Raw genomic sequence first — 23,774 nt, forward strand, 5'->3', positions numbered from 1 at the left:
TCGAATGGGTGAGAAATACGCGCAGCAGGAGTGAAACCTTTATATGAGTAACCCAATGCCAGCAGACATTGCACCAAAAGAATTGGCACTAAAAGAATTGGCAGCAAAAGAATTCGCACCACAAATTAACGCTCATTTTAACGGTAAGTTTGAAGTTGAGCTTAAGTATCGGCTTACAGACCGTGAAGCCTTTTGGGCACGCCTAAGCACCAAATCCCCCGAGGTGATGCTCGAGGATAATCTTGAGCATGACTGCTATTTTGATTCGCCCTCAGTGTCGTTAGCGGCGGAGCATAAAAGCCTGTGTATTCGCGAGATGCAGCCCTCAGGCATCATGCTGTGGATTGTGAAAGGTCCCGAGAAAGACCGTTGTGAAGCGGTCAATATCACGGATGCCAACAAGGCTAAAAGTATGCTACGGACTTTAGGCTATCAATGTGTGCTTGAGATTAAAAAACGCCGCAGCGTGTATTTTCTCGGGGAATTTCATTTAACGCTTGATTGGCTCGAAGGTTTAGGAGACTTTGCCGAGCTTGCAATCATGACTAATGATGAAGCTAAGCTGCCAATCTATGAGGCGCAGCTCCTCGCCTTAGCCGCAGAGCTTGGGCTAGAGGAATCACAGCGGGAGTTTTTATCTTACAAACAGTTACAGATGGCTATACAAGGATAAGCGAGGCATCCCAAGTCCATTTGGGGATGAATCGATAAAAGGCGCGGCGGCTTATCTTCCTAAGCGCTGCGAAAAGGCTAAGTAACGTTTGACCTCTTCTTCGGGGAATCGCAATTCTTCACCGTCTTTGACGCTGCTGAGCAGGTTTTCCCGCGCATAGCGTTTGATAGTTGCCGGACTCTTATCCAGCAACTTGCACACTTCATCCACTGTTAACAGATTATCACTCATGGTTCACTCCCATTATTGATTGGTGATTAACCCAATGAGTATAGAACAAGAATTAGACTGCGCTTTACTGGCGCAGTCTCAAGCTAAATGACGACTACTTGGATTGACGCTGAGTTTCTCGCGCTTGGTATTCTGTTCCTAAATGTGCCTTCGCAGCGGTAATGGCCATAACAGCACGGGATTTAAATTCGCGGCGATAGAGGGTGACCACCACAAACAAACTCGCCAAAATAAACAGTATTGGGTGCACAAACCAACAGAGCACGGCCATCGAAAAGTAGTAAGCCCGCAGGCCATAGTTATAGGAATGGGCGGCTTGGTCTTGCACCGTTGCCATTTGCCGCGCGTAGGCTTTGAGGTTGTCGTTGGCGCCTTCGCTATCCATTGGGCCTGCGCCTATCATCACGTTCACAAAGCCGTATTGGCGCATCGACCAAGTAAATTGGAAAAACGCCATCACGAAGATCACCACTAATAGCGCGAGCTTCACTTGGACTAAGGAGTGGTTCGGCGGCGTAGCATAGGGAATCGTAGCAATCACGGCTTCGAGGCGTTCAACCTGGGCAAATAAGGTTAATACCCCCGCGAGCACGAACAGCGTAGTCGATGCAAAAAAGGCAATATTACGTTCAAGGTTAGCTAATAACGCCGCATCGCCAACCCGCACTCCTCGGGTCATCAACTCAAGCATCCAGTAAATTCGATGTTTATGCAGGCCACGGGCAATACAGTCGGTATCCTTCGCTTTACGTCGGGCAAAGGCGGTATAGCCAGCCCAAGAAACGATAAACCACGTCAATGCAGAAATATCTAATAGCGAGAATGTCATAGTTGCCTTGAGAAAGTGACTTTGAGAAAGTAAAAATCGATTGATTGAATGGCGATTATGAAGGTTTTTATCTCTTAGGCGCAATCCCCCCATATCGCTTTCAAATCTCGCCTATTCACAATTTGAAGCCGCTCACATTGGCTTTAAAACCGCTTGCTTAGTAAGACTCAGTTTTGAGGAAATTCTAGTGAGGTAAGTGAGTGAGAAAAATGCGTTGGGTATATCTCGTCGACGAGTGCTGATTGAGTTCGGCTTTGTGACTTTAGCCGTTGTGTGTTTAATGTTTACAGATATCTTCCGAAAGTGGTTCGCCATGGCATTTGCTTACCGACACGCAGCGAGTCCGTCCGTGGATGCTCGACCGCCCCATCCATGGGGCTGACGGTCGTCTTCGCAAATCGCCTTGGCTCATCTATCTAACATTAGCGTCATCCGATGTCTGATTAGACTCGGCATCTGATAGGCATGATGTTTAAATGTCGTTAAGTGCATTGTTAATGATGTTCCAAACATCATACTGTCATTTTCCATTTCCCTATGGATAAGATGCACGAGAACAACAGTGCCTTGCTCACGCAACGAACGCAAATGCCCAGCGGCAACTCCGAGGGGAAGGTGAACTCTGTGATTTCAGTGTCGGACTGTTAGTCCTAAAAGAATTATGCCTGTCGTGTCTTTTATCACTTACTTTTACTCATTCAAGAAGGTGTTGTATGGACTGTTTTAACAGCTTTGAGATTTGAACCAACAAACTTCTTATACAGCTTAAGTGACTCCTCACTGTTGCCAATGATATGAACATTTGCACGTTTGGCTATCTTGATATTCATTTCTTCAACAACATCAACTGATACTTGAACCTTGCCGCGCGGAAAACGATTTGATTTGTTTATCATGTAAGCAACATTTGGTGATATCGGATAGTAGAAATCACATTCATGATCTTTTGGTGGTTTAATCTTGTTAGTTAATGCTTGATGAACATTAATAATGGGCTGGTCAGAAGTAATGAACGGTGTATCTGTGTCATTGAGCAGCAGGCAATGAGTGTCGTCTTTTCTCTCTAAGTAAAGTGAACGACCTAAACTCATGCCTAATATATAACCAATGAACCACCAACACTCTAGCATTAACGTCTTAATATGATTGGCTGAAGTGTTGCTTATCGTATCTTTGATGTTTTTAGTTCTCGCAATTTGCTGACCATAGAATTGCATGAACTTAATCATATTATCGTCTTTATCAAGTACGGATAAATTTCGATTTGCAAGCGCCTCTAGAGTTTCTTGAACTTCATTTTCGTGAGCTGTGTGATAGTTTTCAATACCGTTACACTTCCAAGCTTCAATCATCTTATCAGCGGTTTCATCTTTTTTACCGCCTTGTTTATACAGTGATTCCAAGTACTGCATTGCTAGGTAATCACTTAGATAAGACATATGCAGCTCGTGTAGGTCTTTAGGACTTTTTGACGACCATCTTTTGATTATTTGCACATGTTCAGGTGTAAGTGGTTTTACTTGATAAAAATCACGTTCAACAGCAATGTTTTTGACACTATCAAAGCGAATGTCGTTATTTTTCTTAGTCGTGTAGTAAACCTGTTTGTTATCAGGCGACCATCTCTTCATATAATTAGCCCATACATGATGATGGTTCTTTTTTGCTTCTAAATATTTTTTGTCGGTTTCAGTCATATGCCCTCCATTGCATTGGTGTTATAAAAATTGGCATGAAGAGAAAAATAGAGGACATCAAGGCCAATGTCTTATTTTGTTCAAACTACATTTACGTTAATCGATCATGCACCTTTCACAATAACTTTATCGAGACATCCATAGTTATTTAGCGACAAGTATACTCGGGAATTAACGAGATACGGTACTAGTATGGATGCTGCCGTTGAGCAGAAAGGGACGGGACCAGCATAGCTCTCTTGTGATTAGCAGTTAGCTCGGAAGCAGCAGAATACGCCTCCCCTTGGAGTTGCCGCAGGGCGAATAGACAAATTGCGTGAGTTCGGTCATGGATAATGGAATGGACCCATCCACTTTAAATCGGCCTCGCAATGGGCCACGATGTAGTCGCTAAAACTCATCAGAAAGAGGACGGGTCCACCTATGAAGATTACTACAATCGGTTTAGATATCGCAAAGTCTGTTTTTCATGCTGTTGGCGTCGATAAAGCAGGCAAGTTAATTAAAAAGAAAATGCTTAGACGCAAAGACTTGCTGCCCTTTGTCGCTCAAATTGAGCCTTGTCTGATTGTGATGGAAGCCTGTAGTGGCGCAAATTACTGGACCAGAGAATTTGAGCTGTTGGGCCACAGCGTCAAGTTAATTGCTCCTCAATTTGTCGTGCCTTTTCGGCAAGGTAACAAAAATGACTACAATGATGCTTTAGCCATCGCGGAGGCTGCGCAGCGACCCAACATGCGGTTTGTAAAACCCAAAAGCGTCGAGCAGCAAGATGTGCAACTGCTCCACCGAATGCGCGAACGATTAACTAAGCAATCAACAGCCTTAATCAACCAAGTGCGAGGTATGTTAGCTGAATACGGCATCGTGATAGCCAAAAGTAAATCGGCTTTTAAAGTACAGTTTCCTGAGATTTTGACTAACGAAACCAATGCGCTGACTACCAAAGGTCGAACAATTTTTTATCAGTTATATGAAGAGTTTACAGATATAGAAAGACGGCTTAAGGATTGTGATACCCAAGTACTCACTGAAACGAAAAACAATGTGATTTGCCAGCGTTTAGAGACTATCCCAGGTATTGGTCCCGTCACCGCTACGGCCTTTTATGCGGCTGCTGGAGAGGGTAAAGACTTCAGTAATGGTAGACACTTTTCAGCTTGGTGTGGCTTGGTTCCCAAGCAACACAGCAGCGGAGGTAAAGATAACCTCCTTGGGATAAGCAAGCGGGGAAATGCGTATTTACGTACCCTGTTTATTCACGGCGCCAGAGCGGTGTTGCAGCACAGTTGTCATAAACAGGATAAATTTAGCTGCTGGGCAATACAGTTAGCAGAGCGCCGAGGTTTTAATCGAGCCTGTGTGGCCGTCGCCAATAAACTCGCGAGAATGGCATGGGTTATCGCGGCGCGTGAGGAAGAGTATCGGCTTCCAGTATAGTACTGAATAGATTCAATAAACGTGAATAATTAACCAACCAGCAAGTTGCTAAGACACTTGATTTGATGATGAGACAGTCAGACTGATCTACTAAAAACCTTAGTCGGGCATAGGCTCATTACGAAGCCGCAGGGATGATAAGGACTGTAGAAGCAGATATCCATCAGGGCCAGAGGGATCCCTCAATAACAGGCCGGATATATGGGTGCAATGAACTCTTCTCAAAATCGTTATCGAATGTCTTGCAAACCGGATGGGTCCATATATGACCGATTAGCTTTCGCAGGTGCAGGGACGCATCCTTCGGAAGCGATAGCAAATTTGGCAATGAGCACAAGGGGCTTTCAACTCCGTTGGGGCGTCTTGGAGCATCCTAGGGCGAAGGCTAAAAGTCGCTTTGAGCGCGAGATAGGGATATCGAGCTGGCTATTTAACATGGACGTTTTTGATAGGACGAGCAGTCCTCCTTGGTCGACTCTTTATTAAAAATCAAGGGGGTGAAGCCCCACGACTTTGCTTTTGATTGATAAACTCAAATAAAAAATGCGAAGACTCCCATAATACTCAGATATCTAAAAATCATCCCCCAAATGATGCCAAAGTAATTGATTTGTATAATTATTTATGGAATTGTATTTAGCTGTAAGTATTTATTCGCCAATAAAAAAGCCAGACAGAGTCTGGCTTTCGTTTCTCAATAAGTCGTTAGGACTTAGGCGTCGCTATCACCCAGTGACAACAGGGTCGCGTTACCGCCGATGGCGGTGATGTTATTAGTGCGAGTCTTTTCAGTCACAAAGCGAGTTAAGTAGTGTGGACCACCGGCTTTTGGACCTGTGCCCGACAGACCTTGACCGCCGAAAGGCTGTACGCCAACGACTGCGCCGATTTGGTTACGGTTGATGTACACGTTACCTACGTTAACCTTGTCAGCGACTTCGAGGGCATGGCCTTCGTTACGGCTGTGGATACCTAAGGTTAATCCAAAACCTGTGCTGTTGATTTCATCGATCACATGGGCAAGTTCAGATGCCTTGTAACGGATCACATGTAGGATTGGACCAAAGTGTTCTTTTTCAAGCACTTTGATTGAGTCGATTTCAACGGCAGTCGGCGACACAAAGTGGCCATTCTCAGTACCAGCAGGCAATGGCATTTGCTTGATCAGCTTGCCAACTTGCTTGATATGGTCGATATGGGCGTCAAGGTTAGCCTTCGCGGTCGCATCGATAACTGGGCCTACGTCGGTTTTCACTGAACTTGGGTTGCCAATTACTAACTCATCCATCGCACCTTGCAGAACATCGATAACGCGGTCTGCAATATCTTCTTGTAGGAAGAGTACACGCAGCGCCGAGCAGCGTTGACCTGCGCTGGTGAAGGATGAAGACACTACATCGTTAACCACTTGTTCTGGCTGAGAAGTAGAGTCGACCACCATAGCGTTTTGACCACCGGTTTCGGCGATTAACGGAATGATCGCGCCTTCACGGTTTGCCAGTGTGCGGTTGATGAGTTTGGCTGTGCCCGTTGAACCGGTAAAGCATACGCCGCCGATGCGCTCGTCAGCTGTCAGTGCGTTACCTACGGTAGCGCCAGTGCCTGGTAGATATTGCAGCACGTCCGTTGGAATACCCGCTTGGTGTGCTAACTGCACTGCGCGGTAACCAATGATAGACGTCTGTTCAGCGGGTTTTGCGACCACAGTGTTACCCGCAGCGAGGGCTGCCGATACTTGGCCTAAGAAGATCGCCAATGGGAAGTTCCATGGGCTGATACACACGAACACACCGCGACCTTGGAGGAAGAGTTCGTTTAACTCGCCCGTTGGGCCTGGGAGCAGTTCAGGTTTTGACATCAGCTTTTTAGCTTGCACCGCGTAGTAGCGGCAGAAGTCTACTGCTTCACGCACTTCGTCGATACCGTCTTGAATGCTCTTACCTGCTTCACGGGTACAGAGGGCAATCAGTTCTTCGCGGTTTTCTTCTAACAGATCCGCAAGCTTTTGCAGGGCTGAGGCGCGCACTTCAACAGGCGTACGGGTCCAAGAGGCGAAAGCTGCATGAGCAGAAGACACGGCTTGTTCGATAGCCGCTTTGTCGGCAAAGGCCACTTGGCCCACGGTTTGAGTGGTATCGAATGGGCTAACCACGGTTTTGTGCTCGCCAGTTAAGGTTTGACCATTAACCAGAGGGCCCGCTTGCCACTGCGTCGATTTGAATTTGTCTAAGGCCGCGAAGAATGGCTCTGCTTCTGAAATGATGTTCATATTGAGTCCCTTGGAATTTTTGCGATCGCTACCGAAGATGTCGGTAGGTAAAACGATTTTGTTGTTAGCCAGGGTTTTGTAGCCTGTCAGGGTTTTCAGTGGGTGAACCACTAAAGACTCGATAGGGGTTTTCGGATCGACTAGCTTGTGTACGAACGAGGTGTTAGCACCGTTTTCCAGCAGGCGACGCACTAAGTAGGGCAGCAGATCCTTATGGGCACCGATTGGGGCATAGATACGTACCGCTTTCGCGCCCGCTTCCGACAGAATCGTGTCGTACAGCTCTTGTCCCATACCGTGTAGACGTTGGAACTCGTGGTTACGATCGCCCGCCATATCGGAAATTGCCGCAACGGTTTGCGCGTTGTGGCTGGCAAATTGTGGGTAAATCGCGCCGCGGGTGGCTTCGGATAACAGGTAACGCGCACAGGCTAAGTAAGATACGTCGGTACCGGCTTTGCGGGTGTAGAGTGGATATGCAGCTTCGCCAGCTTGTTGTGCCCATTTCAGCTCGCTATCCCAGTAGGCGCCTTTCACTAAGCGAACGGGGATTTCGTCGCCTTGCTCTTTTGCTAGGCGGGTTAACCATACCAGTACTGGCAGGGCACGCTTAGAGTAAGCTTGCACCACGATACCGAGTAATCCCCAGCCTTTAGTGGCGTCAGAATTAAACAGTTTTTGGAACAGTTTTAGCGACAGTTCGAGGCGGTCAACTTCTTCGGCGTCGATAGAAATACCGATATTTAATCCGCGCGCGAGTTTAATCAGGCGAATAACAGTGTCGTACAGCTCGGTTAGTACTCGGTCTTCGTTAGCGACTTCGTAACGTGGGTGCAATGCCGACAGTTTGATAGAAATCGTTGGGCGTGGAGATTCGTTTTCGTTATAGCTTTGTGCGCCTAACTCGGTAATCGCATTGGCATAATCTGTAAAGTATTTTTCGGCATCTTTACGCGTTAGCGCGGCTTCACCCAGCATATCGTAGGAGTGGGTGTAACCTAATTTACGCTTGTCTTCGCTGTTCTTGAGCGCTTCTTTCATGGTGCGGCCGAGAACGAACTGCTTACCCATAATCTTCATCGCCGCCATCATGGCTTGGCGGATCACAGGCTCACCTAAACGATTCACTAAACGGCCTAATAGGCTACTCGGGCTACCATCGATTTTTTTATCTAAGCTAACAATTTTACCCGTGAGCATTAGGCCCCAAGTGGAGGCGTTAACGAGCACTGAATCGCTCTTGCTTAAGTGTTCATCCCATTTTGCGCCTGAGAGTTTATCTTCAATCAAGGCGTCGGCGGTGGCCGCATCGGGAATACGCAGCAGGGCTTCGGCTAAACACATCAGGATGATGCCTTCCTGTGTTTCTAAGCTGTATTGCTGCAGGAAGGCATCGATGCCAACCATTAAGCCTTTTTTCTCAAATTGACGAACTTTGTTTACCAGTTCGTGGGCACGACGAGTGACGCGCTCGATGGCTTCATCACTGGAGGGTACTAGTTTGATTAGCTCTGACAAGTATTGTTCTTCATCGACAATGTAGTTGTCGGTGACGGCTTTGAACAGTTCGTCGAGATTGGCAGAATCGTAGCGGCCTGCCAGCACTTCACTCGCTTTGAACATAGTAATCGCTTCCATCTTGGCCAGTTGTTTTCGGCTCTATTGTTGAAACAAAAATGGGGGGCGCGAAACGCATTTGATATTTTGTATACAATATGAAGCTTTGCGCGCGCAGATTATACAACCAAAATGTGACGGACAACACTATAGCGTGAAAGAATGTGAGGATTGTTTGATTGGCTTGTTAAGCGTTAGTTGTAACGCTTGATTGACAAAAAGCCAGTGTTTGAAAACACTGGCTTTAGCTTTGACTTTCAGATTATTTGCGTAAAAATTTACATCCAACGCTTCTTGTTGCGGCGTTGTGGTCTTGGCAGATATACCAAAATTACCCCAACCACTAAACCTGCGGCGGCAATCAGTCCACCCTCACGCCATAGGGCAAATTGTGCCTCTTGGGCGCTACGATCAACCGCTACTTTGAGGTTATCACGCTCTTGAGTGGTTTTGTTCAGCATAGCTTCGGCTTCGCTTAGCTTGGCTTTGAGTTCATCCACTTCATCGGAATGGTTATTCGTCGAACTTAAGACTTCTGCAAGCTTGGCTTTGGTTTCGTTTAACTCATTAGTGAGTGTTGAAACTTGCTCACGAAAACTAGGCGTTGAACTGATTAAGTTGGTTGGCACCCAACCTTCACGACCTTTATGGTCGATTATTTTTGAATAATCGCCCTGAGTTTCGCCAAGTAACGTAACGGGTTGTCCCGCTTCAATCGAACCCAAAATACGATAATCAGTACCAGGGCCGTTGAGAATATAAAGAAACACGTTATCCGAGATATAGCGGGGTTGGCCTTCGGCCAGCAGGTTAGGGGAGAGTAACATCATTCCCACCAGAGTCAGCATTCTTAACACTTTTGTATTCTCATCAACGAAATAGTGACCACATGCTAGGGATTTGAGGCCTGCAATGCAAGAGGGAAGTCATAGACTTCCCTCAACTTTGCCGCATCCATGCTAGCAATTCCTCTGTGTTTAGTACATTTCTACGGCGAGCTTGCCATAGTCGTTATGTGCTTCTTAGTTAAAGATGCCTTTAATCATATAGAAGAAGATGATCGATAGACCTGCACCCGCAGGTAAAGTAACCACCCAAGACACAACAATGTTACGCACCACACCAATATTGATTGCTGCAATACCACGGGCCATACCCACACCTAATACCGCACCGACTAACGTTTGTGTGGTAGAGATAGGTAAACCAGTACCAGAAGCAATCACTACGGTAGAGGCTGCGGCTAATTCGGCAGCAAAACCGCGACTTGGAGTTAAGTGAGTAATATTTTTACCAATGGTTTGCATTACGCGCTGACCGAAAATCGCCAAACCCATAACGATACCCACAGCACCTAAAGGTAGGATCCACCATACTAACGGTGATTTAGATGCAATTTGGCCACCACTATTAACTACAGATACCACCGCAGCTAAAGGACCAATCGCATTTGCAACATCGTTTGAACCGTGGGCGAATGCCATACAACAAGCGGTTAAAACCATCAGGATCGCAAACACTTTTTCGACGTTAGCGTACATGGTTTTGTGGCTTGCTTTCTCATCCATTTTTAGACGAGAAATAAACACTTTACCTATGATACCAACGACCAATGCTATTACGCCCGCCAGGATATAAGCTTCGGCACCTTTTAAATGAATGCCAACGTGTGACAACCCTTTGAGGATCGTGACTAATGACATCATAAAGCCTGCGAACGCCATGTAGAAAGGTACATAACGTTTAGCATTAGCAAGTGGGTTATCGGTGTTGAAAATCAGTTTTTGAGTACTTTGGAACAGAATGAACGCCATAAAGCCAGAGATTGCTGGTGTAATAACCCAAGAACCAACAATACCGCCTACTTTTTCCCAAGCGACAGACTCAGTGCCAACGCCTACAGCCGCGAAGCCGATAATCGCGCCTACAATTGAGTGAGTCGTTGATACTGGCCAGCCTAATGCCGATGCCACGACTAACCAAATCCCCGCAGCTAACAATGAGCCAATCATGCCATATACCAGCAATTCAGGGGTTTGGGTAAAATAACTTGAATCAATAATACCGTTACGGATTGTACTGGTCACTTCGCCGCCGGCCAAAAAAGCACCTGAAAATTCGAAGATCATCGCGATAATAATCGCTTGTTTAATCGTAATGGCGTTAGAACCAACAGAGGTTCCCATCGCATTGGCCACATCGTTTGCACCAATGCCCCACGCCATTAGAAAACCAAACGCAGCCGCAATGGCAATAAGCCACGGCCCATTAGTGGCTAATACGTTAGCCACCTCCATACCTGCATCAACCATATTGATACCTTGATAACCTTATTTATTAAACGCGAGCAAGCATAAGCTCAAGACGCGAACCGACGCGTTCGGCCAGATCTGCAAGACCGCCGACCCATTCAATCGTTTTATAGAGGAACATCACATCGACAGGATTCAATTCTGATTCCAATGCGAATAATTGACGACGAAGTTGAATTTGTAAATCGTCAGTATCTTCTTCGATGATATCGAGTTCGTTGATCATTTTGGCCACTAAGTCAACTTCACGACCACGGAAACCTGCTTCGAGCAAATCTTCGAGTTCGTTAATGACTTCTTTTGCAAGACCAACAGCGTCGATACAACGTTGTAAGTATGCGATAAAGGGGACTTGCATGACCTGAGGAATAAGCAATTGGCGGCCGATAACACGACCAGAGATATCTTTTGCTTTGTTAGCGATTTTGTCTTGTTGTGTCAGTAGTTCCAATAGATCTGTACGCTCAACAGGCATAAACAAACCGCTTGGCAGAGTGAGGCGAATTTCACGTTTGAGTGAGTCCCCTTGCTTTTCCGCTAAACTAATTTGTTTACGTAGTTGAACTGCAGCATCCCAGTTACCTGTGATGGTGGCTTCGAAAAAGGGGACCAGTAACGATGCGCAATCGTAGACTTTGTCCATGTGCTCTTGAAGAGGCTTAATTGGCGATTTTGCAAACACGCCCAAAATAGAGTTTACTGGCATTGCCGTTTACCTATTTAGATTGTTCCATGATTGGAAAAAGCGGGCGCATGTTACCCTATGCGTCCGCGTATTGAAACTGTGTTTTTTGAGAAAAAATCACAGCTTTATTCTAACGGGTTATATACCAACTTCAAAACCAAATCCTACGGGATTTTTATGACACATTTGTGACATTATGAACTAAAAATGACGCGTGAATGAATATTTGATGACAAAATGAGCGGTGCAGTAATGAATGCTGAGATTGAATTAAAACTGTTTTTCCTACCTAAATTTCTAGAAACCCTGATAAATAAGCTAGATAGCTTAGAAAATGCTGCTCCGCAAGGCACACGTCGTTTAACCAACGGTTACTTTGACACACCCACATTGCAATTGCGTCAATGGGACATGGGATTGCGGGTTCGTGGCTATGATGGACACAAAGAACAAACCATCAAAACAGCAGGGCAAGTGATTGGAGGAATCCATTCACGCCCCGAATATAATGTCACTATTCAAGCTGATAGCCCTGATTTAAGCCTATTTCCGGCAAACATTTGGCCCTTAAATGCCAATCTAACCGCTGTACAAACTGAGCTTGGTTGCGTGTTCCATACCGATTTTTATCGCCGAGCTTGGCATGTAACTGTGGGAAATAGCCTGGTGGAGGTCGCCTTAGACACTGGCGAAATTACCGCCAATGGCAAGCACGACGCGCTCTGTGAACTGGAATTTGAGCTGTTAAGTGGAGATGCTAATGCACTATTAGTATTAGCAACGGAAGTGGCTGATACTGTTCCAGTACGTTTAGGCAAAGCCAGTAAGGCGCAGCGGGGCTATCGACTCGCGGGGCAATCTAAGCCGTTAGCCTTAAGTGCGCTGGAGTTTTTACCGCTGCCTGTGCCTGAAGATTTGAATCTACATCAACCCCATCAACAGGATTTAACGGCGACCTGCCAAGTGTTACTTGAAACGGCACTTGAACGTTGGCAATTGCTTGAGGCGATGATAGCTGATGAACAAGATAACGAAGCTCAGATAGCCCTATGGTGGCGGATGCGTGCTTGTATTCGTTTATTACGGATGACTCTGAGCCAGTTTGGTCTCGCTAATGCTACTTTGATGCAGCAATTTAATCTTATTGAATCACAACTAACGTTTATTGAAGAGGCACAGGCCTTAGCAGCCTTGCTCGGTAGTCAAAAAGGCTTATTAACTCGGCACGACGCCCGTCAAGCTTTGATGCAACAACTACAGCTGCAATTTGAAGCCATGGATATCTCAGGGCGGTTAAATTTACTCTGGCAAAGAGTTGAATACGGTCAATTGCAGTTAGCGATTGTCGAGATCCTATTGGCTCTCAGCGCGGGGAATATCGAACTGCCCGCAGAGCTTGGATTATCCCACCATGCTGATCATGCTCAGGAAGCTTCATGGCAGGCGATTTTAGCTGCCATGCCTAGCGATAAGACAATGACCGCCGAGGATTATTTGCAGTGTGCCGCGTTACTGGATGAGAGTATTCAAATAGGGCAAGCGTATGGGCTTTTATATGAGGCAAAATCCCGTGATGCCTTTAGGGCGCCATGGCAGGATTTAGTGTTAGGGATTAGAACCTTAGCCTGTTATCGACAATTAACACTTGCGGCCAAATCACTTGGTGTCGATTTAACCGATTGGCTTGAGGACAAGCAGCAAAGCTTACTTTTTGCGATGGAGGCATCGAGACAAAACGCGATAGAGCAAACGACCTATTGGTAAACGGCCTGTTGGAATAGCCATATTGAACGAAGCTTAGGAAGGCAGTGCCTTCCTAATTTTTTTGGGCTTCTAATGCTTGTTTTAACTCAGCAATTTTGGCCAGCATCTGTGCCTGATTTTGCTCCATTTGCCGCTGGGTTTCTTCCATTCTAGCAAGCGCTAGTTCAAGTTCTGACTTGATTTCTGCCTTATGGGCATCTTGGCGCTCCTGTCGTTCGCTTTCATCTGGTGCAACAAACACAGAAGCCATATAGCCCGAAATTACCCCGAAAAAACTCACACCACTAACGATCACTATGCCACCCACAATATGCCCCGCGGTGCTGACGGGATAAAAGTCGCCGTAACCTACGGTCGAAATGGTCACTAATGCCCACCAAATAGCCTGCTCGGCGGTTTGGATATTCGCGCCTTCAGTGCCGCTTTCGACAATCAAAATAATAATTGAAGCGAAGGTTAAAATGGTCACCATCGCCACCAGCAAACTGGCAAGGGTGGCTTGTTTACGTTGTTTTATCAGTGGGATAAGGAAGGAGCGGCTCATACGGATTAAACGGATCACCCGTAGGATTTGGAAGACCCGTGCAATGCGTAGCGCCTCAATAGCAGGAATACTGGCGATGAAGTCGATCCAATGATGGCGTAGGTAAAAGAGTTTATTCCGCGAGCGTAATAGGCCAGCAAAAAAGTTGACCATAAAAATCATGCAAATCGTGGTATCGATGAAAAAGAGTAATCGATAGGTTTCTGTATCGAGACGGCCAAAGGTCATCACTAGCACTATGATCACCGATAGCAGCGATAGCAGCATCATTGCAACTTCGATGGGTGAGGGATTACCAACGGCGCGGAGTGACCAAGAGGTTTTATCTGTCATGCCTAACATGATCCCTGTGTTTTAAGGCGAATGTTTAAGGTAAAAGAGTTTACGCTATGAGTAAATTAACTTTGTGATAAATCGCCCGAGTTAGTCCAGTCAGGCCATTTGACGCCGATTTTTGTGCAGGATTAACGCTGAAATTATTAGTCCTTTGCGACAAAGCGTACGAGATCTTCAAGTACTCTACGTTTAATTTCAAGCTGGGCATCAGCACTTAGGCCGTATTTTTCAGCAAGTTGCACATAATCGTCGGCGTTAAGTGACACGGTTAAACGGGGGCGAGTCGGACGTTTTGAAACACTTAAGCCCAAAATCGTTCTGATCTGATCGGAAGGGCTAACGCCCGCATCGAGCGCCGCTTTACGAATAGAATATTGAAACTTTTCATCGAGGTCGAAAGCCACTTGAGTCGCCTTTGCAGCATCTTGGTTCTTCTGCCATTGCTCTGGAAGAGGGTGTTTCATTTTACTCATTGGGTTTTACCTGTTGCTATCAACCGTATATTGCGAGCCAATTCAATGGGGATTGTAATGGCTTAAGCGATAAAGTGCGAGTCACGCACTTTATCTTTTGCCAAATTTTACTGACCTGGCCAGTAGTCGCGAATGTCCGACAAGGGGCGGTATAAGGTCAGTACCACATCGGTATCGCCACCCTCATACACTTCAACTTCTACTGCGCGGCTTTCGTCATCATCGAGCAGCAAATAATATTCGAAGGGTTCACCGCTGGCGCCATTGGCATCCTGCGGCGGTTTAAGTCCTCGATAATCTTCACGGTGAAAGTAGCCAAAGAGTGCAAAACTCACTTGGTGGTATTGCTTGCCCAACCATTGTTCGAGTTGTTCAGCTATATCTGGCGATAACTCTTGGGTGGTGAGCTCCGCGTGTCCAGGCTCATCGAACAGGGTACTAAATTGCTCTAGGTCGAATATTTGCTCAACCTGGGAGCGGGTAATTTTAAGGGAAAAAGCAAGGTAAGTTTCATCGTCTTCTTCGATGCTTAAAAACAAGGTGTCACTACCATGCCCTTTGAGTACCCATTCGGTTTGTTGTTTACGTTCAAATTCGTAGGTATTAACGGCTTCGACTTTGAGTTGTTGGCCGCGCAATTGTGGTGGCAGTGCAAAACTATTGTCGATGGAGATCATGTCACCGATCTTGAGCGCGGAGGGATGATTGAGTTCACGCGCTGGAGGCGCCTTTTTACCAAAAATACTGTTAAAAAATCCCATATTCGCTCCTAAGCTGTGCGCCAATGTTCTGAACTAACCCATGAGTTAGCTTAGACTTGGGTGAATGTTGGTATACCTAAAACAAAAAAGCCGAGCACAATAGGGGGTGATGGTCCCATCAGTGCTCGGCGTTTGGTCAATCTTAATTAGCTTTTACGTGCCTTGATACGTTCGAGCACAGCGTTAGCATTGGATTTTTGCTCACCAATGCCCGCTTCAGCTAACTTAGCCTGCAATGATTTATCACTGCCTTCTTCGGCTAAGGCTTCAGCTGCTTTTAATCTGTCATCAAACTGCTGCTGACGCGCTTTGATACGCTCTAAAGAGTCTTTTGCATTCAGTAGCTTAGAGTTGCTTGATGCGAAAGAGTCGGTAATCGTTGCCGTGGCTTTTTGCACGCTTTCGGTGGTTTTTACCATGCTTAACTGACGTTGATAATCAGACAGTTGACGCTCGGTTTTCTTCACCAAATCTTTTAAGCGTACCGCATGGGCGCTGAAGCTATCATTGGCGGTCTGCTGCTCAGATAGTTCTTGCTCCAATTGGGCAATTTTTTCCGCCACTTCAATCGCTAAGGCTTCATTGCCTTTGTCTAACGCTTGGGCGACATAGCCTTCGTGCTCAGCAATTGAACGCTTTAAGCGGTCAACTTCGCGGCTGGCTTGCATTTCTTTGGCCATGACATCGGTCAGTTCGCGCTTGGCGTTGGTTAAATGTTTCTCGGCATCGCGGATTTCCTGTTCGAAAATTCGGGTCGAGTTTGCGTCTACGATGCTTTGGCCAACTTCGGTGGCACCACCGCGAAACGCTGTTAAAATTTTATTCAGAATGCCCATGTTGTGGCTCCTTATTTCAGATAGTCGACCATTTCATCGATAACTTCTAAACAGTTATCGGATAATACTGCTAGCTCTTGCTCGATTTCGAGCATGCTAGATTGCAGAGACAGTGCACCGTAAACCACGTATTTGTCATCAATCTTGGCAAAGGCTGACAATGGCATTGGAATGTTCAATTCGAGCATGGTTTCAAACATTTCACTGCGACGTTCTTGGTTTACTTCATTTTCGCCCCACAGGTAACTGATGCAGAGAATTTGGTTATCCGTAACCGATACGAATACCGGGATTTCTTCACGGCCGACCACATTCACTTGCAACACTTCGACTTCACCATCAATTGGATAGCAATCGAATTGGAAGCCGGTTTGGCTGTTATTGCCAAGGCTGTTGAGGTGATTAGCAAGAGTATGGATATTCATATTTGTCCTTATTGACATATTATGTCTGTGTTCAAAGATAGCACTGAGACATAATATGTCAAGTACTATCTTCATCCGTTAAAAAAGATCCAGTCCTTGGGTTTCGGACCAAGCCTGTTGATGATAATGGTACAACTGTAATGACCCCAGTTCATTGGGCTTTATATTGGTCGCATCCTGATAAAAATTGGCAGGAAATTCAAACGCGCCTTTAACTAAACCTAAGGTTAGCCAGTCATCCACAATAGGCAGCTCTGTCAGCTGCGCTAAACGATGTTGAGCATCTTTGCCATTTAAGGTGGCAATACTCCAACCCCATTCGCCAAAACTAGGGACATTGTGGTGATATTGTTTTACATCAAATCCCGCTAATGCCAAGGTTTTTGCTACTGAGATAAAGGCTTTTTGCGCATGATAGGGTGACGTTGACTGTACTGTCAGAGCGCCATCACTGCTCATTAGTTCCTTAAGTTTTCGATAGAAATAATCAGAGTAAAGCTTATTCAGATCTGGATGGTTGGGATCGGGTAAATCCACAATAATCGCATCATATTTATCCCCTTTCGCAATCAGTTTATCTACTCCATTAAAGGCATCATCGTGGATGACCGTTACTCGAGGATCGTTAAACGCATTGCCATTGAGTGATAGCAGGGCTTGGCTTAAACGCGCAGGCATATCAGAATCGGGGGATTTAAACAGTTGCACCAATGCCGCATCAAGGTCGAGTAAGGTCACTTGCTCAGGTTCCCAGCGCAATACTTGTTTTAGGCCCAGCCCATCACCGCCACCAATGATTAATACCTTGTTATGACGAGCACTAGCCGCAAGGGTTGGATGAACTAAAAACGCATGGTAAATGTGTTCATCGCTACTCGAAAACTGTAAACGACCATTGATATATAAGGCATATACGGGGGGAAGACCATTGCCGCGTAGGCGCTCTGTAAAGGTCAGCTGTTGAAAACGTGTTGCCTTGGAATAGACCACCTTATCTTTGTAAAGTAGATTGTTGAACTGTTGCTCCCAGCTTGGCCCTCGAATGGCGAGCAGCAACAATACGCCAGTGACGACTAAGTGGCCCACTAACAGTAATTTCGGTCTTTGGATCTTTGGCCAAAAGCGCCAGATAAATACAAACCCAGCTAACAAGTTAAAGCTGGCGGTGAGTGCTGCGGCCAGTTGTATGTCAATAGCCAGCATAAAGCCGACCCAAATGGCTGCGCCAACTCCTGCGCCTATATAATCTGCGCCGTAAATTGTGCCCGCATTGTGGAGTAGGTGTTCATCTGAAAGGGATTGTCTTACCCTTGCGATCAGTGGGATTTCCATCCCGATCATCAAGCCGAGCAGCACGCCCCAGACATAAGGTAGATATTCGCTAAGCTTTTGTAGCGTGCCAATCATCCCACCTTCGGGCAGTTGATCCGGCGGCAAGCCCAAGGTGCTGGCGATGATCATCGGTAGTTGTTGGCCAAAACCTATCACGGCAGCGGTAATTAGAATTGCCAGCGAACCACAGAGCGCGACGGTGAGTTCGAGCACCACAAAGCCAGTGAACGCATCTTTAATTTTACGCGCGGCAAAGGCCCCAAGGCCCATGGAGACGATCATCAGACCGATCATGGTATAGATGGCGGCCTCAAGTGCGCCTAAAATCCGGCCTGCGTAGTGGGATAGCAGATATTCGTAGATAAGACCGCACCCAGCGAGCACGGCCATTATGCCCAGTAATAGGGCATCGTCGAACCAGCCTAGGCGGCTAGGTTTAGCCGCCGCAGTGGTTAATTGTGACTCGTGCATGTGTTTATGCCATTAGGGCCGTGAGGATAAGTGCGATTGCAATACTGATGGCCATTTCCACGGCTGCGATACCAATATTGTGTTGTCTTTCGACTTCATCCGCTAAATTGATCCGTGCTAAAACCAGCTTTTTAATCACAAACAACAACAGTGTCAGTACGACCAACATGATGATGGAGAACACTAACCAACCAATGATGTTAGTGACATAGGCCGTTGGATTGAAAAGAATAAAGTGACTCGCAGCATTAAAGCTGAGCGCCATAGCGATCATAAATCCGGCGTGGCGGATGGCTAAAGCGGTATGGCCTTGAGCGAGTGCCTGTTGCATTGATGAATCTTGGTTACGGCTTGCGAAACGTTTTTCACGTAAGCGGGTGAGAAGCACCAGCATGAGTTGTGAAATCGCAAAGGCGCTAAAGATGGCAATAAAAGTGTCGATTGTTAAATCTTCAGCCCATAACAGTACCGCACGAATAATAATAGCGGTGGCAATAGCAACACTGGCATCCACAATGGCGACAGACACGTTACCTTTAACAATTTGCTGGTTTTTATCGAGTTCGTTTAACGCGATTTTATCGTGTAGAAAGCGACCGAATTTAATCTGTATTAGGCCAAATAAACCATAGGCACTCATGCCTATCGCTTCGGTTAAATAGGAGGGCGCTGCGGCACCTGTGATGGCGCCTGTGAGCACTATGCCTAACGCAGCAACTGCGCCAGCAGTACTGATCCCAAAGGCAAAGTTATCGCGTTCAGCCAGTTCTTTACTGCTATTTACTCTTACGCTCCATCCTTGTAAATAACGCATTAACGTTAATAGGATAACCGCAATGGTAAGGTCGATTGCGAGTATGGTGACTAGCTCTGGTGTGATACCGAAATCCTGAAATAGTGTCATGGGAGATCCTTTACGTTACTTGCCTCGGCGCACACTGCGGGTCGTGCGGTTGCTGGAATTACGGAAACTGCTGTCTTTAGAATAATTTGAGCGGAATTTACTGCCCGATTGCGCGCCTGACTTATTTGCTGAGCTCGAACCAGCAGTATTTGCTTTGGGGGCGCTAGTGCTCTCGCGGGAGAGTGCGGTTGAGCCTGTACGCGATTTTGCATAGGGGCTATCGAAGCGCTTTCCTTGAGAATCAAAACGTTTTTTCGTTTCTGCAAAGACTCTAGCTTGAGCTTCTACCTGTTTTGGCGAGGTGTAGCGATATCGGCCAACGTCGTTGTAATAACTATATCCACGGTTACCTGACCAGCGGTCGTAATAGATTGGACGCTGAAAAATGTTGGAAAACATGGAATACATGCCGTACCAAGCCCAGAAAGACATGCCACTAGAGTCAGTCTGCCAGCTTCCATAAGCTGGGTTACCCACTAGTTGACTACCAGGGCCATAGTCCTCGGCATTATTGGCAAGGGCCGCCGCTTCACGGCTGATGGCATTGACACGGGCAAGCTTACCCTCTGACATATCTGCGATCACGTTCACCGGATCGGATAGCATGTCGTTATACAGGCTAGGATCGGCTGCTTGATAGAGATTCTCAACCTCGGCTAATTGTTGGTCGAGATCGGTAAAGTTGGCCGAATTTTTGGCATCAGCTAAGCGGCGTTTGAGCGAGGCATACATGGGCCCTTCGGCGGTTGCATCCTTGGCTAATTCATCCACTAATGGCGCTAAATCGGGCTTTTGCTGTTTTAGCAAGCTGCTATATTGCTTGAGCAGATTAGCATTACGCACCTGACCGTCATCAAGCATGGTATTGAGGGTTGTGAGACGCTGCTCTGTGAGTTGTTGATACTTCTCTATTTTCTCCGGCCGATCATCGCCACAACCCGTTAGCGATAAGGTCGCGGCCAAAATGAGCATCGACGTGAGAACACGCATTAGCATTCCTGCCATGTTTTCTCCAAAAGTGCTGAAATAAAACTCAAATATGGGCGGACAATAATAATCAACTTGCCCAATATGTTTGCCTCGCAGGTTATAGTACCCTAAACAGCCAAGAAAGAGGGGTTGCTCTCTTGAGGGAACTTAAGTTTTGCCATTTATAGAAACACGCGTTAAGGCATAGCAACTTTGTTAAACCTGATGCGATTTCATTCTATATCATTTGTGACATAATATGTCGATGTTTAAATTTGTTAGGGATTATTATGGCCGTACAAAAAGACAGTAATAAGTCATTGTCTCCCCTCATCACTCAAGCCGCAGAGCGCCATTGGGCACGTCTCGCTGAAGTATGGTCAGAAGGACTGGCAAATTTAACGCCTGCGCAGCAGCAGGAACTAAAAAACGTTTTAGGATTAAGCGATTATATCGCGGCGCAGTTAACTCGTTCTCCTGAATGGATCAACACCCTGTTTGCCGATGATTTGCAGCAAGTCGAACGAAAATTGTTTGATGCCCAGTTACGCGAGCTATTAACCAGCGCCACTACCGAAGACATGGCAAAACGCCTATTGCGTCGATTCCGTAATTATCAAATGGTGCGGTTAGCATGGCGAGACTTTTTAGATTACGCCAGCTTAGAGGAGTCTTTGCTCGATCTTTCTGCGCTCGCAGAGGCGTTAGTTATTGGCGCAAGGGATTGGCTTTATAAAGAGATGTGCGCGCAATACGGGACACCAATGGATAAGGCGGGTAATCCTCAACCGCTGTTAATTTTGGGTATGGGAAAACTCGGTGGCCGAGAGCTGAACTTCTCTTCTGATATCGATCTGATTTTTACTTTCCCAGAACATGGTGAAACAGTTGGTGGTCGTCGTAGCCTTGATAATCAACAGTTTTTCATCCGAATGGGACAGCGGCTTGTTAATTTACTCGACCAAATTACCGTTGATGGTTTTGTATTCCGCGTCGATATGCGCCTGCGCCCTTATGGCGAGAGCGGGCCTTTAGTCGTGAGCTTTAGTGGTCTTGAGGATTATTACCAAGAGCAAGGGCGTGATTGGGAGCGCTATGCCATGGTTAAAGCCCGCTCGCTCGGGCCTTGGAATCATTTTTCCGACGAGCTACACAGTTTGTTGCGCCCCTTTGTTTATCGCCGTTATATCGATTTTTCGGCGATTGAATCCCTGCGAAAAATGAAACAACTCATCGCACAAGAAGTCCGCCGTCGTCAGTTAACCGACAATATTAAGCTCGGTGCGGGAGGGATTCGTGAGGTGGAGTTCGTTGTACAAAGCTTCCAGTTGATCCGTGGTGGTCGTGAACCCTCGCTGCGCCAGCAAAGTCTGTTTGGTGCTATGGGCACCCTTTATAGCCTTGGGCAGTTTGAATATCTGGCGGTCGATGAGCTAAAACACAGTTATTTATTGCTGCGCCGTGTCGAGAATATTTTGCAAGCGATTGATGATAAACAAACGCAAACCTTGCCGAATAATCCTCTTGATTGGGAGAGACTTTGTTATGTGCTCGAGATAGCTAATGAAACGGATCTTCGTACCCATATCGAGGCGGCGATGGCGAAAATTCATCGTCACTTTAAGGCTACCGTTGGCGGCGAAGAAGGCGAAGAAAAAGCCGAGCATTGGACAGCGCAGTTGTGGAACGTACAGCAGGATGATCACGCAATCAACTTGTTAGCCGAGCAGCAGATTGATGATGAAAAACTCTGGCCTTTACTGAGTCGTTGGCGTGAAACCGTGACGAAACGCTCGATTGGCCCGCGTGGACGTGAAACTCTCGATAAATTAATGCCAAGGTTGCTCGACGAGTTGCTTAATCAACCTAGCCCGTCGGCGGCTTTTGAGCCCGTGTCTAAAGTGCTTGAGCAAATTTTAACGCGTACTACCTACCTTGAGTTACTGTGCGAAAACCCCGGCGCCCGTCAGCAACTGGTGAGTCTGTGCTGCGCAAGTCCTTGGATTGCAGTGCAACTTGCAAAGTTTCCTATGCTGCTTGATGAGCTTATCGACCCAGCGCATCTATACGATACAACTTCGCTGGATGATTATCCGAGTGAGCTGCGCCAGTATCTGCTGCGGGTACCAGAGGATGATATGGAGCAGCAAATGGAGGCACTGCGTCAATTTAAGTTATCGCAACAACTTAAAATTGCCGCCGCCGATGTCACCGGTGTATTGCCTGTGATGCAGGTGAGTGACCATTTGACTTTTTTGGCTGAAGCCATTATCGAACAAGTGGTGATGCAGGCATGGCAGCAGATAGCGGTGCGCCATGGCGTGCCGAGTTATCTAGAGGAAAGCAGTGATACGGGCTTTGCGGTGATTGGTTACGGCAAGTTAGGGGGGATTGAGCTGGGCTATGGCTCAGATTTAGATTTGGTTTTTCTGTATGAAGCACCGGAAAATATGACCAATAGCCTAACCAATGGTGATAGACCGATTGAAGTCGGTCATTTTTACCTTAAACTTGCTCAACGTATTCTGCACTTATTTTCGACTCGAACGACCTCGGGTGAGCTGTATGAAGTGGATATGCGCCTGCGTCCTTCGGGGGCATCGGGTCTTATGGTGAGTGAGATCGCCCGCTTTAGTGAATATCAAACCCAAGAGGCGTGGACGTGGGAACATCAAGCGTTAGTGCGTTCACGTTTTGTTTTTGGTGATAATAGCTTGGCTGTCAAGTTTAGCCAAATCCGCGCTTCAGTCTTAGAGCAGCCAAGGGACAAAGACGAGCTTAAAAAAGCGGTTCGTGAGATGCGGCAGAAGATGCGCGACCATTTGCTTAAGGTTGCCGAAGGTGAGTTTGATTTAAAACAGAGTCCTGGCGGGATTGCGGATATTGAGTTTATTGCACAATACTTAGTGCTCGCCAATGCTCATGAGTACCCTGAGTTGTCAATTTGGTCAGATAATGTGCGTATCTTCGGCGTGTTGGCTGAGCTTGAGCTCTTGCCACTGATGAGCGCTCAACATTTAACCCAAAGTTATTGCTGGTTAAGGGATGAAAATCATCGCTTAACCCTACAGCAAAAATCAGGGAAGTTGGCTTACGCCGATGTAACTGCTCATGCGGAGCGGATACTCGCCATTTATCAGACGATACTTGAGTAAGTAAAAACAAGTGAATCAAGTAGTGAGTCGATGCTTGATATAGAGTTGGAG

General features: G+C 46.5%; 19 protein-coding genes. 4 read left to right on the forward strand and 15 right to left on the reverse strand.

Translation table 11 applies throughout. The features are described from left to right. The first annotated feature begins 55 nt into the window (after nt 1-55). Nucleotides 56-673 (forward strand): class IV adenylate cyclase, encoded by a 618-nt coding sequence (gene cyaB, locus JM642_RS04385; RefSeq protein WP_203433727.1) that lies wholly within the window; start codon nt 56-58, stop codon nt 671-673. A gap of 51 nt (nt 674-724) precedes the next feature. On the opposite strand, the gene JM642_RS04390 is transcribed toward cyaB, so the two are convergent. The 3 genes from JM642_RS04390 to JM642_RS04400 all read right to left on the reverse strand — a co-directional run bounded on the left by JM642_RS04390 (nt 725) and on the right by JM642_RS04400 (nt 3,430). Continuing rightward, entirely contained in the window at nt 725-904 is a 180-nt protein-coding gene (locus JM642_RS04390) for a helix-turn-helix domain-containing protein (protein ID WP_011623867.1), read from the reverse strand. 94 nt (nt 905-998) lie between these two features. Then, nucleotides 999-1,733 (reverse strand): DUF599 domain-containing protein, encoded by a 735-nt coding sequence (locus JM642_RS04395; protein ID WP_037421785.1) that lies wholly within the window; start codon nt 1,731-1,733, stop codon nt 999-1,001. A gap of 698 nt (nt 1,734-2,431) precedes the next feature. Then, entirely contained in the window at nt 2,432-3,430 is a 999-nt protein-coding gene (locus JM642_RS04400; protein WP_203432949.1) for a DUF4238 domain-containing protein, read from the reverse strand. A 423-nt stretch (nt 3,431-3,853) separates the two neighbouring features. On the opposite strand from JM642_RS04400, the gene JM642_RS04405 reads away from it, so the two are divergent. Beyond that, entirely contained in the window at nt 3,854-4,870 is a 1,017-nt protein-coding gene (locus JM642_RS04405; RefSeq protein WP_037431787.1) for an IS110 family transposase, read from the forward strand. Between the two features lie 712 nt (nt 4,871-5,582). On the opposite strand, the gene putA is transcribed toward JM642_RS04405, so the two are convergent. From putA to JM642_RS04425, 4 genes are all read right to left on the reverse strand, one after another. Further along, a complete protein-coding gene (gene putA / locus JM642_RS04410) occupies nt 5,583-8,777 on the reverse strand; it encodes a bifunctional proline dehydrogenase/L-glutamate gamma-semialdehyde dehydrogenase PutA (protein ID WP_203432950.1) in 3,195 nt (1,064 codons plus the stop codon). A 257-nt stretch (nt 8,778-9,034) separates the two neighbouring features. After that, complete coding sequence (locus JM642_RS04415; protein WP_037431483.1) at nt 9,035-9,583, reverse strand: TIGR04211 family SH3 domain-containing protein; 549 nt, start codon at nt 9,581-9,583, stop codon at nt 9,035-9,037. Nucleotides 9,584-9,778: 195 nt separating this feature from the next. Beyond that, the gene (locus tag JM642_RS04420; RefSeq protein ID WP_203432952.1) at nt 9,779-11,068 is read right to left on the reverse strand and encodes an inorganic phosphate transporter; all 1,290 of its coding nucleotides are present in this window, start codon (nt 11,066-11,068) and stop codon (nt 9,779-9,781) included. A gap of 25 nt (nt 11,069-11,093) precedes the next feature. Further along, nucleotides 11,094-11,774, reverse strand: a complete 681-nt coding sequence (locus JM642_RS04425) for a TIGR00153 family protein (protein WP_037421779.1) — start codon at nt 11,772-11,774, stop codon at nt 11,094-11,096. Between the two features lie 231 nt (nt 11,775-12,005). Between JM642_RS04425 and JM642_RS04430 the strand changes: the two genes are divergently transcribed. Beyond that, a complete protein-coding gene (locus tag JM642_RS04430) occupies nt 12,006-13,517 on the forward strand; it encodes a CYTH and CHAD domain-containing protein (protein ID WP_203433729.1) in 1,512 nt (503 codons plus the stop codon). Between the two features lie 52 nt (nt 13,518-13,569). Here JM642_RS04430 and JM642_RS04435 read toward each other — a convergent pair whose 3' ends face one another. The 8 genes from JM642_RS04435 to JM642_RS04470 form a co-directional block, all read right to left on the reverse strand. After that, the gene (locus tag JM642_RS04435) at nt 13,570-14,394 is read right to left on the reverse strand and encodes an ion transporter (protein ID WP_037421864.1); all 825 of its coding nucleotides are present in this window, start codon (nt 14,392-14,394) and stop codon (nt 13,570-13,572) included. 146 nt (nt 14,395-14,540) lie between these two features. Further along, nucleotides 14,541-14,870: a hypothetical protein gene (locus JM642_RS04440; protein ID WP_037421772.1), complete on the reverse strand. Its 330-nt coding sequence runs from the start codon at nt 14,868-14,870 to the stop codon at nt 14,541-14,543. 107 nt (nt 14,871-14,977) lie between these two features. Further along, nucleotides 14,978-15,631 (reverse strand): hypothetical protein, encoded by a 654-nt coding sequence (locus JM642_RS04445; protein WP_203432954.1) that lies wholly within the window; start codon nt 15,629-15,631, stop codon nt 14,978-14,980. Between the two features lie 146 nt (nt 15,632-15,777). After that, on the reverse strand, nt 15,778-16,467 hold the full coding sequence (locus JM642_RS04450; RefSeq protein ID WP_037421761.1) for a PspA/IM30 family protein: 690 nt from the start codon (nt 16,465-16,467) through the stop codon (nt 15,778-15,780). A gap of 11 nt (nt 16,468-16,478) precedes the next feature. Continuing rightward, nucleotides 16,479-16,892, reverse strand: a complete 414-nt coding sequence (locus JM642_RS04455; protein ID WP_007645549.1) for a DUF2170 family protein — start codon at nt 16,890-16,892, stop codon at nt 16,479-16,481. Nucleotides 16,893-16,970: 78 nt separating this feature from the next. After that, nucleotides 16,971-18,695 carry a polyamine aminopropyltransferase gene (locus JM642_RS04460; protein WP_203432956.1) on the reverse strand — a complete coding sequence of 575 codons (1,725 nt, stop codon included), beginning with the start codon at nt 18,693-18,695 and terminating at the stop codon, nt 16,971-16,973. Between the two features lie 4 nt (nt 18,696-18,699). Continuing rightward, a complete protein-coding gene (locus JM642_RS04465) occupies nt 18,700-19,599 on the reverse strand; it encodes a DUF350 domain-containing protein (RefSeq protein ID WP_203432958.1) in 900 nt (299 codons plus the stop codon). Between the two features lie 15 nt (nt 19,600-19,614). After that, nucleotides 19,615-20,604: a hypothetical protein gene (locus JM642_RS04470; RefSeq protein ID WP_037430255.1), complete on the reverse strand. Its 990-nt coding sequence runs from the start codon at nt 20,602-20,604 to the stop codon at nt 19,615-19,617. Between the two features lie 254 nt (nt 20,605-20,858). On the opposite strand from JM642_RS04470, the gene glnE reads away from it, so the two are divergent. Then, nucleotides 20,859-23,723, forward strand: coding sequence for a bifunctional [glutamate--ammonia ligase]-adenylyl-L-tyrosine phosphorylase/[glutamate--ammonia-ligase] adenylyltransferase (gene glnE, locus JM642_RS04475; protein WP_203432960.1), 2,865 nt, complete (start codon nt 20,859-20,861; stop codon nt 23,721-23,723). The last annotated feature ends 51 nt before the right edge of the window (nt 23,724-23,774 follow it).

This window comes from Shewanella sp. LZH-2, from assembly GCF_016859145.1.
Taxonomy (GTDB): Bacteria; Pseudomonadota; Gammaproteobacteria; order Enterobacterales; family Shewanellaceae; genus Shewanella; species Shewanella xiamenensis.